Raw genomic sequence first — 9,491 nt, 5'->3', positions numbered from 1 at the left:
CGCCGGCCAGATCGGCGCCGGGCGCCAGCGGCGCGATGAAATGGATGGCGCCCTCCAGCGCGTCGCGGGCGGCGCGAAAGCTGGGACCGTCCGTGCCGAGCCGCGCATCGACGCTGCGCTCGAGCGCCAGCAGCGACTGCATGCAGTACTGCGCGTCGGCCAGCAGGCCGTCGGCAAACTCGCGCGAGTTTTTCTGCCGCGCCGTCTCCATTTGCGCCAGGGTCGGCGCCTCGTCGTGGCGCTCATCGCTCCAGCCCTGTTCCGCCGCGCCCTGGCCCTGGCTGGCGGCCGCGCGCTGGCGCGCCGCGTCGAAATCCTGCAGGGCAAACTGGCCGTCGGCGCCGGCCGTCAGCGGTATCTCGCGCACCAGCTGCGGCGTGCGCGACAGCAGCCAGTACAGGTTGCCGATGCGCTGTTCATGGTCGCCCTCCTCGGCCAGCGGGTACAGGCCGTCCCAGTAGCGCTCGCACAGGCCCGCGAGCAGCGCGTAGCCGTCGCCCAGTCCGCGGAAATGGCGCGTCCTGGCGTGCGCCTCGGCCAGCCACACGGCCACGCGCATATCCTTGCTGTGCGTGGCGATCAGCTGTTCGCAGCGCGTCGCCACGAACGGCCAGTCGGCCTCCTTCAGCGCCGTCACCCAGTCGCCCTGGTCCAGGCTCGGGTCGTCGTGCTGGCGCGCGCGCGCGACGGCGTCGAGCTCCTGGCTGAAAGTGATGTCGGCGCCGCATGGGCTGACGGCGCTGACGGGATGCAGCAACTGCTCCAGGTTGAACATGGCGCTCTCCGGAAGGTGGATTATCGGATCGTGTACTTGAACTGTCCCTGCTTGCCGGCGCCGACGCGGATCGACGTCACCGGCTCGCCCTCGGCCATGCGCGCCAGCACCGCTTCGGCGATCGCCGGCAGCACGCTGCCGTTGAGGATCTGGTCGACGTTGCGCGCGCCCGAATCGACCTCGGTGCAGCGCGCCAGCACCGCCTCGACCAGCGCGGCGTCATGGCTGAACTGCGCCTGGTGGTTGCGCGCGATGCGCTGGCCGATGCGCGCCAGTTTCAATGCGATGATCTCGGCCAGCACGGCGTCGCTCAGGGGGTAAAACGGCAGCACCTGCAGGCGTCCCAGCAGGGCCGGCTTGAAGTGCGCCGCCAGTTGCGGGCGCACCAGCTCTTCCAGCGCGGCCGGCGTGGGCAAGTCCTGCGCCGTCCGGTTCAGGCAGGCGGCCATCATGGCGCCGGAACCCAGGTTCGAGGTGGCGATGATGACGGTGTTGCGAAAATCGACTTCGCGCCCTTCCGCGTCATCGAGCACGCCCTTGTCGAAGACCTGGAAGAACAGTTCCAGCACGTCGGGATGGGCTTTTTCCGCCTCGTCGAGCAGCACCACGCTGTAGGGCTGGCGCCGCACGGCTTCCGTCAGCACGCCGCCCTCGCCATAGCCGACATAGCCGGGCGGCGAGCCTTTCAGGCCGGCCACGCTGTGCGCCTCCTGGTATTCGCTCATGTTGATGGTGATGAGCTTGCGCTCGCCGCCATACAGCAGCTCGGCCAGCGCCAGCGCCGTTTCCGTCTTGCCCGTGCCGGACGGCCCCGTGAACAGGAACACGGCTTGCGGCTTGTCCGGGTCGTCCAGGCCGGCGCGCGCCGTGCGCACGCGCTGCGCCACGGCCTCGATGACGTGATCCTGTCCCAGCACCCGTTCGCGCAGCGCCCCGTCCAGGGCCAGCACCGTGCGGATCTCGTCCCTGAGCATCTTCCCCAGCGGGATGCCGGTCCAGCCGGCGACGATGCCGGCCACCACCTGCGCGTCGACTTCCAGCGGCGCCAGCGGCGCTTCTCCCTGCAGCGCCGCCAGTTCGTCCTTCAGCGCCAGCAGGGTCGCCGCGCCGCTCTCGCCCGGGCGTTCGCCGCGCAGCTGCGCGCGCAAGTCGCCGATCTGCGCCACCAGCGTTTTTTCGCGCTCCCAGCGCTGCGCCAGCGCCGCGATCTGCGCCTGGCCGCCGTCATGCTCGCGCCGCAGCTGCGCCAGGTGCGCGGCGCCAGCCTTGCCGGACGCCTCGCCATCGCCCGTCTCGCGCTCCAATGCGGCGATTTCGGCGCCGAGGCGCTCCTGCCGCCGCTGCGCGTTTTCCAGCTGCGCCGGCGTGGCGCTCTGGCCCAGCGCCACCTTGGCGCAGGCCGTATCGAGCACGCTGACGGCCTTGTCGGGCAGCTGCCGTCCGCTGATGTAGCGGTGCGACAGGCGCACCGCCTCGACGATGGCGGCGTCGCGCACGCGGATGCCGAAATGGCGCTCCATCAGCGGTGCCATGGCGCGCAGCATGGCGCAGGCGATGTCCTCGCTGGGTTCTTCCACCGTGACGACCTGGAAGCGCCGCGCCAGCGCCGCATCCTTCTCGAAATATTTTTTGTACTCGCTCCAGGTGGTGGCGGCGATGGTGCGCAGGGCGCCGCGCGCCAGCGCCGGTTTCAGCAGGTTGGCCGCGTCGTTCTGCCCCGCCTGCCCGCCGGCGCCGATCATCGTGTGCGCCTCGTCGATGAAGAGGATCACCGGGTGCGGGCTTTTCGTCACCTCGTCGATGACATTCTTCAGGCGGCTTTCGAATTCGCCCTTCACGCTGGCGCCGGCCTGCAGCAAGCCCATGTCGAGCGCGTGGATGCGCGCGCCCTGCAGCACGGCCGGCACGTCGCCGGCGGCGATGCGCAGCGCCAGGCCTTCCACCACGGCCGTCTTGCCCACGCCCGCCTCGCCCGTGAGGATGGGGTTGTTCTGCCGGCGGCGCAGCAGGATGTCGACGGCCTGGCGGATTTCCGCCTCGCGGCCGATCACGGGATCGAGCTTGCCGTCGCGCGCCAGCTGCGTCAGGTCGGTGGTGAACTGGTCCAGCGCCGGCGTCTTCGTCGCCAGGGTAGCGACCGGGTCGGCTGGCGTGTCGGCAAGCTGCGGCGCTGCCGCGCTTTCCTCCTCGCCGGAGCCGGCCGTGAGTTTATCCGGATGATGCTTCAACTGCTCCACGCTGAAGCGGGCGAACAGCTTCGAGCCGCGGTAGGCCAGCTGCGCCAGCTCAGGTTCCGTCAGCAGCGCCAGCAGCAGATGGCGGCTGCGGATGGGTCCCGGCTGCGCCGTATCGAGCGAGGCGATCAGCCAGGCGTGTTCGAACAGCAGCGGCAGATGGGGCGAAAACACGGGCGTGCGCGCGCTGCCCGTCCTGAAGCCGCCGATCTCGCGCCGCAGGTCCGCCTCCAGCGCCGTCAGGCTGATTTCACTGCGCCGCGCGACGGTGACGAAATCGCTGCGCTCCTGCTCCAGCAGGGCCAGGAACAGGTGTTCGATATCGACTTCGTACTGGCCCAGCCCCATGCAGATAGTCGCGGCGCGGCTGGCGGCCGTGCGCGCCGTGTCATTGAGCTTGGCGATCAGGGTTTTCAGGTTATGGCTCATGCGGCGGCTCCCTTGCGGTTGATCGAATAGCGCAGCGACGACGGCTGCAGGACGGCGTCGAAATTGACCGTCTCGCCGCCGGCCTGCACGGCCAGGGTGCCGCTGATGACGAAGCCGACGCGGTTGATGGCGCCCGCCTCGCGCTCCAGGCGCGCGCGCACATTGCGCAGGCGCGGCTCGTGGCGCTCGATGGCCGCCTTCAGCGCGGCGCAGATGCGGGCGCGGTCGTCGCTGCTGGAGAAGCACATGCCGGCAAAATCGATCAGGCCATAGTTGACGATGGACGCCGCGCATTCCGGATACGCGTCGAGCGCGCCGGGCGGCAGGGCCACGCGCGTGTTGAGCAGCGCCTCCAGGTCGCGCGCCACCGCATCCTTCAGTTGTTCGAGCGACAGGCGCGCTGCCGCGCCGCCCGCCGCCCCCATCAGGCGGTCAAACAAGCCGGGTACATAACTGTCCATGCACACTCCTGGAAAATCGGCGCGGCGCGCAACGGGCGATGTCCGCCGCGCGCCGCGCGCGATGGATCAAGCCACGCGGTTGGCGGCCAGGTCCCAGCCGCCCGAGGTATTGCCGCCGGCGCCGCCCGTGACTTTTTGCTGCGTGTATTTCCACTTCACTTTCGAGAACTTGAAGCCGACATGTTCACCGAGGATGTCGCCCTCTTCCACGTTCGGCGTGACGGCGCCGATCAGCACATTCTCGATTTCGATTTCAAAGTACTTGACGCGTTCGCCCTGGCCGTCGGCGCGCATGAATTCAAAGCGCGCCTTGGGGATGGTCTTGCCGGCCGAGCAGGTCTGCAGCAGCACCGGCGAGGCCAGGTCGGCCAGCTTGGAGATGACGATGTCCTTGTGCTCGCAGCGTTCGGCCGTGTGCCCGCCGCCCGTCGAGGCGGTGGCGGACTTCGGCTGCTCGACGCTCCAGCTGACCGATTTGCACTCGATCCAGTCCTTGTGCTTGTCATCGGTGGACTCGCCCTTGATGCCGTCTATCTGCAGATATACATCGATTGCCATGGTGTGCTCCTCTGGTTGAAAGATGGGTGGATCATGAATTGGTCGACTTCGGCAACTCCGCGACCAGTCGGAGCGAAACGGACAGCTCGTCGAGCTGGAAGTGCGGCCGCAGGAAGGACACGGCGCGGTACACGCCAGGCCGGCCCGGCACTTCATGCACCTGCACCGATGCTTCGCGCAGCGGAAACTGCGCCTTCTGTTCCTGGCTGGCGTTATCGTCGAGCAGCACGTACTGCATCAGCCAGCGGTTCAAAAAGTCTTCCACGTTGGAGGCGGCCGTGAAGCTGCCGATCTTGTCGCGCATCATGGCCTTCATGTAGTGGGCGATGCGCGAGACGGCAAAGATGTACTGCAGCTGCGACGACAGCACCGCGTTCGCGTTGGCCGCGTCGCTGTTGTACTTGCGGCTTTTCTGCGCCGACTGCGCGCCGAAGAACGCCGCATAGGCCGTGTTCTTGCAGTGCACCAGCGAGATGAAGCCCAGGTCCGACAGCTCCTTTTCGCGGCGGTCCGTGATCGCCACTTCGGCCGGGCATTTCAGGGCCACGTCGCCCTCGTCCGTCTTGAAGGTATGCGTGGGCAGGTCGTCCACCAGGCCGCCGCCTTCCACGCCGCGGATGGCGGCGCACCAGCCGTAGTCGGCAAAGGCGCGCGTGAGCTTGCTGCCGAACGCATACGCGGCGTTGCACCACAGGTATTTGTGATGGTCGCTGCCGTCGACTTCCTCGACAAAGTTGAAACCCTCGACGCTGGTGCCGTCGGCGGGATTGAACGGCAGCCGGCCCAGGAAACGGGGCAAGGTCAGGCCCACGTAGCGCGCATCTTCCGATTCGCGGAAGGCCTTCCATTTCGCGTACTCGATGGTGTCGAACACCTTGGCCAGGTCGCGCGGCTTGCCCAGGTCGCCGTAGCTTTCCAGGCCAAACAGTTCCGGCGCCGCCGAGGCGATGAAGGGCGCGTGCGCCGCGGCGGCGATGTGCGACATCTGTTCGACGAAGTACATGTCTTCCGGCTGGCGCGAGATGGCGAAGTCGCCCAGCAGCGCGGCGAACGGCGCACCGCCGAAGGTGCCGAACTCCTCTTCGTAGACCTTCTTGAACATGCTGCTCTGGTCGAATTCCAGCGCGGCCTGGAAATCCTTCACCAGTTCGCGCTTGGTGGCGTTGAACATGCGGATCTGCAGGCGCGTGCCCGTGTCGGAATTGCCGACCAGGTAGCGCAGCCCCGTCCAGCTTTGTTCGAGCTGCTGGAACGGCGCCGCGTGCATGATCTCGCTGAGCTGGGCGGAGATCAGGCGGTCGATTTCCGCCACGCGGGCGTCCAGCGTGGCCGACAGGCTGCTGGACATCAGCACCGTGCCGTCGAGCACCTGCGCCACCAGTTCCGAGATCAGGTCGCGCGCGCGCGCATGCTCGGCGCCGGACTTGGCGACGCGGCTTTGCTCGACGATCTGGTCGAGCAGGTCGGCGGCGGCCGGCGCGCCGGCGGCCGATACTGCAAGGGCTTCTGCCTGGGCGCTCATCTCAATCCTCCTGCGCGGGGAACTGCGGTTTCAGGGTGGCCAGGCTGTCGGTGTTGTTCAGCACTTCCGTCAGCAGGTCTTCCAGCTTGTCGTTGCCGGCCAGCTTGTTGCGCAGGTCGGCCAGCTTGGTGCGCGCCTCGAGCAGCTTGCGCAGCGGCTCGACCTGGCGCACCACCGATTCCGGGCGAAAGTCGTCCATCGAGCGGAAATGCAGGTCGACTGCGAAGCTGCCGTCTTCCCCGCTGATGCGGTTCGGCACGGCGAAGCGGGCCACCGGTTCCACGCCGGCCAGCACTTCGTCGAAATTGTCGCGGTCGACGGCGACGAACTTGCGGTCCTTCAGGCGTTTTTTCTCGCTGTCGGGATTGCCGCCAAAGTCGCCCAGCACGCCCACCACGAAGGGCAGCTCCTTGTTTTCAATCGCGTCGCCGATTTCGACGTCGTAGGTCATCTGCACGCGCGGCGCGCGTACCTGCTTCAGGCGTTTCTGCACGCTGTCGGACTTGGGCATGTCGCTTCCTTTGCAAGGGGATGGTGGGAATGCTCGCTTATTTCAGGCCGCTGAACGGGTCGGCCGTGCCGCCTGGCGAGGCCGCGCCCTTCGCCGCCGGCGTGCCGGAACCGGCGCCGCGCTTGGCCGCCGCCGCAGGACGCCTGGACGGCGGCACCAGCACGTCCTCGCCGATGCTCGCGCGCAGCAGCTTGGCCAGCTCCTGCGCTTCCGAACGCAGCGAGCCATTCAGATTGTTTTGCCGCGACAGGTCGGCCAGCGCCTTGCCCGACAGGCGCAAGCCGCTGACGGCGACGATACTGTTGGCGACCTTGTCGTCGGGGTCGCGCTCCAGCGCTTCGAGCGCGTGGCCGATGGCGTCGCCGTACTGGCCGCGGTCGAACTTCATCTGCGCCATCTGCAGCCACGGCGCCTTGTCGGCCGGGTAGCTGGTGCCGCCACGCTGCAGCAAGGTCACGGCGCGCTCATACTGGCCGGCCCGCGCGGCCGCATCGGCCTCGCTCATGACTTGCGCCAGGGTCGGCGCGCCGGGCGGTTTCGGCGCCGGCGTTTCCGTCGTGGCGCAGGCGGCCAGCAGCAAGGCGCCGGCGAAACAGGTAAAACGGGACAGGGTGATGGCAGGCTTCATCTGGGCATTCCTTCACATGGTGGACGCCACCGCTGGGAACGATGGGCGGCGCCCTGGTGGAGGCCATTATTGATCGCCAGAATTTTTATCAAATTGAGATTAATCAGCAAAGAAGAAGTTCCCTACAACGGCGGCGTGCAATCGCATTCATCCTGATCTGGCGCAGTAATTCTCTCGATCGCGGACGGACTTTGCGCCAACGCAAGCAGGCCGCCCGTGCATGCGTTTAAATGGCTGCAACTCTTTTATTTCCACCCACCATTTTTGCAAAGATCGCCCATGCCATCTGACGCCCCGCTCCGCCGCCTGGCGCGCGCCGCCCCGCTACTGCTGCTGGCCTGGCTGCAAGCCGGCTGCGCGGGCGGCGCCATCGGCACCCTCGCCAATGCGGCGCTGCAGATGGCCGGCGTGGCCAAGCCGCCGCCCGCACTGCCCGACGCGCAACAGCCGCCGCGCAATATCAGCATCCGCCTGCACGCGGCGCAGCGCCTCAACACGGACGCCGACGGCCGGCCGCTGGCGCTGGTGGCGCGCATCTACAAGCTGCGCCAGAGCGCCGCCTTCGAGCAGGCGCCGTACGCCAGCTTCCTCGACGCGCAGCGCGAACAGGCCGCCCTCGGCGCCGACCTGATGGAAGTCAAAGAGGTGCTGCTGGTGCCCGGCCAGCGCTACGAAGTGCAGGAAAAGGTCAGCAAGGAAGCGTATTTCATCGGCGTCGTGGCGCTGTTCCGCGCGCCGGCCGCGCAGCGCTGGCGCGCCACCTTTGCCGCCGCCGACGCGGAACGCGGCGGCATCACCGTCGGCCTGCATGCCTGCGCCCTGAGCATGGGCGGCGGCGCGGCTGGCGCCATGGCGCCGCCGCCGGCACCGCGCTGCCAGTAAGGCATTCCACCACTACCGCATACCGAAAAGGAGAAGCGACATGGGCATGGCAGCGAAAGTCTTGTGGGGCGAAGGCCTGTTCCTGCGGCCGCAGCATTTCCAGCGCCAGGACCAGTATCACGAAATGCGCCTGCACCGCACGGCCAGCGCGCTGCACCCGTACCTGTGGGGCGTGGCGCACATGGAATGGGACCTGGCGGCGCTGAAGACGGGCACCCTGCGCCTGCAGGCGCTGTCGGCCATCTTCCGCGACGGCGAAGTGTATGACGCGCCCGGCGACGGCGCGCCGGGCAGCGACGCCCTGCCCCCGCCCGTCGACCTGGAAGCGCTGCCGCCGGCCCTGCAGGAAGTGACTTTTTACGCGGCCCTGCCCGTGCTCAACCGCGAAGGCCTGAACTACACGGCGCCCGGCAAGCCGGACACCCCGGCCGCCGGCGCGCCGCCGAACACCCGCTTCGTGCACGCCATGCGCGCCACGCCCGACCTGTTTACGGAGTCCAGCGTGGCCGACGTGGCATACCTGCGCAAAGCCCTGCGCCTGATTCCCGACAGCGAGGCGCGCGGTTCCTACGACTGCCTGCCGCTGATCGCCCTGCGGCGCACGGCGTCGGGCGGCTTCGAGCCCGTGCCCTCGTTCATGGCGCCCAGCCTGGCGATCGCCGGCGCGCCGCGCCTGCAGGGCCTGCTGGAACACCTGCTCGACGCGCTGCAGGCCAAGGTGGGCGCGCTGCACGGCCACCACCGCGAACCGAGCCGCAACGTGATCGAGTTCCGCTCGGGCGACGTGTCCTCGTTCTGGCTGCTGCACACGGTGAGCACGGCCGCCGCCGCGCTGATGCACTACGTGCGCCATCCGGCCCTGCATCCCGAGCGCCTGTACGAAGCGCTGCTGGCGCTGGCCGGCGGCCTGCTCAGCTACTCCAGGCACTACACGCTGGTTAGCCTGCCCGCCTACGACCACGCGCAGCCGGGCGCCTGCTTCGACGCCCTCGACGGCATCATCCGCGAACTGCTCGACACGGTCATCTCGTCGAAGTATTTTTCCATCGCCCTGTCGGAGGACAAGCCCTCCTACCACCTGGGCAAGCTCGATTCGGGCAAGATCGACCAGCACACCACCTTGTACCTGGCCATCCGCGCCGCCATGCCCGCCATCGAACTGGTGGAAGTGGTGCCGCTGCGCGTGAAGGTGGGCGCGCCCGACGACGTGGAGAAATGCGTGCTGTCGGCCATGCCGGGCGTAAAACTGTCGCACGCGCCGCAGGTGCCGGCCGCCATCCCCGTGCGGCCCGACACCTATTATTTTGCGATCGACAACCGCGGCGCGCTGCATGAGCAGATGCTCAAGGCGCAATCGATCGCCGTGTACGTGCCGGCCGGCATACGCGACCTGCAGCTCGAACTGATCGCGGTGACGGCATGAGCCAGCTCATCGAACGGCGCGCGGCGCCATCGCCGGGCGGACCGCGCGGCCCCGCTCCCGCCGGCGCG

The 9,491-nt window shown here is 68.2% G+C and carries 9 protein-coding genes; 2 read left to right on the top strand and 7 right to left on the bottom strand.

The features are described 5' to 3' along the window. The 7 genes from tssA to CBW50_RS27365 all read right to left on the bottom strand — a co-directional run. Positions 1-775: type VI secretion system protein TssA (gene tssA, locus CBW50_RS27395; protein ID WP_086148423.1), on the bottom strand; the 775-nt coding region annotated here is incomplete at its 3' end. 20 nt (positions 776-795) lie between these two features. Next, positions 796-3,438: a type VI secretion system ATPase TssH gene (gene tssH / locus CBW50_RS27390; RefSeq protein WP_086148422.1), complete on the bottom strand. Its 2,643-nt coding sequence runs from the start codon at positions 3,436-3,438 to the stop codon at positions 796-798. Further along, on the bottom strand, positions 3,435-3,899 hold the full coding sequence (gene tssE / locus CBW50_RS27385; RefSeq protein WP_086148421.1) for a type VI secretion system baseplate subunit TssE: 465 nt from the start codon (positions 3,897-3,899) through the stop codon (positions 3,435-3,437). Before tssE ends, tssH begins: the two co-directional genes overlap by 4 nt. A gap of 66 nt (positions 3,900-3,965) precedes the next feature. Continuing rightward, the gene (locus tag CBW50_RS27380) at positions 3,966-4,457 is read right to left on the bottom strand and encodes a type VI secretion system tube protein Hcp (protein ID WP_034750126.1); all 492 of its coding nucleotides are present in this window, start codon (positions 4,455-4,457) and stop codon (positions 3,966-3,968) included. 31 nt (positions 4,458-4,488) lie between these two features. Beyond that, positions 4,489-5,979, bottom strand: coding sequence for a type VI secretion system contractile sheath large subunit (gene tssC / locus CBW50_RS27375; RefSeq protein WP_086148420.1), 1,491 nt, complete (start codon positions 5,977-5,979; stop codon positions 4,489-4,491). 1 nt (position 5,980) lies between these two features. Continuing rightward, on the bottom strand, positions 5,981-6,490 hold the full coding sequence (tssB, locus tag CBW50_RS27370) for a type VI secretion system contractile sheath small subunit (RefSeq protein WP_086148419.1): 510 nt from the start codon (positions 6,488-6,490) through the stop codon (positions 5,981-5,983). A 37-nt stretch (positions 6,491-6,527) separates the two neighbouring features. Continuing rightward, positions 6,528-7,118: a tetratricopeptide repeat protein gene (locus CBW50_RS27365; RefSeq protein ID WP_086148418.1), complete on the bottom strand. Its 591-nt coding sequence runs from the start codon at positions 7,116-7,118 to the stop codon at positions 6,528-6,530. A 279-nt stretch (positions 7,119-7,397) separates the two neighbouring features. Between CBW50_RS27365 and tssJ the strand changes: the two genes are divergently transcribed. Both tssJ and tssK read left to right on the top strand, forming a co-directional pair. After that, complete coding sequence (gene tssJ / locus CBW50_RS27360) at positions 7,398-8,000, top strand: type VI secretion system lipoprotein TssJ (RefSeq protein ID WP_086148417.1); 603 nt, start codon at positions 7,398-7,400, stop codon at positions 7,998-8,000. 40 nt (positions 8,001-8,040) lie between these two features. Beyond that, complete coding sequence (gene tssK, locus CBW50_RS27355) at positions 8,041-9,423, top strand: type VI secretion system baseplate subunit TssK (protein ID WP_086148416.1); 1,383 nt, start codon at positions 8,041-8,043, stop codon at positions 9,421-9,423. Positions 9,424-9,491: the final 68 nt, after the last annotated feature.

The sequence above is a fragment of the Janthinobacterium sp. GW458P genome, assembly GCF_002127585.1.
GTDB lineage: Bacteria > Pseudomonadota > Gammaproteobacteria > Burkholderiales > Burkholderiaceae_D > Janthinobacterium.
Note: the sequence above shows the minus strand (reverse complement) of the source record. Positions and strands in the feature narration are given on the sequence as shown.

Bases quoted from the DNA above. Each gene is read 5' to 3' on its own strand.
- tssH (WP_086148422.1), bottom strand. From the start codon at position 3,438: ATGAGCCATAACCTGAAAACCCTGATCGCCAAGCTCAATGACACGGCG.
- tssE (WP_086148421.1), bottom strand. From the start codon at position 3,899: ATGGACAGTTATGTACCCGGCTTGTTTGACCGCCTGATGGGGGCGGCG.
- CBW50_RS27380 (WP_034750126.1), bottom strand. From the start codon at position 4,457: ATGGCAATCGATGTATATCTGCAGATAGACGGCATCAAGGGCGAGTCC.
- tssC (WP_086148420.1), bottom strand. From the start codon at position 5,979: ATGAGCGCCCAGGCAGAAGCCCTTGCAGTATCGGCCGCCGGCGCGCCG.
- tssB (WP_086148419.1), bottom strand. From the start codon at position 6,490: ATGCCCAAGTCCGACAGCGTGCAGAAACGCCTGAAGCAGGTACGCGCG.
- CBW50_RS27365 (WP_086148418.1), bottom strand. From the start codon at position 7,118: ATGAAGCCTGCCATCACCCTGTCCCGTTTTACCTGTTTCGCCGGCGCC.
- tssJ (WP_086148417.1), top strand. From the start codon at position 7,398: ATGCCATCTGACGCCCCGCTCCGCCGCCTGGCGCGCGCCGCCCCGCTA.
- tssK (WP_086148416.1), top strand. From the start codon at position 8,041: ATGGGCATGGCAGCGAAAGTCTTGTGGGGCGAAGGCCTGTTCCTGCGG.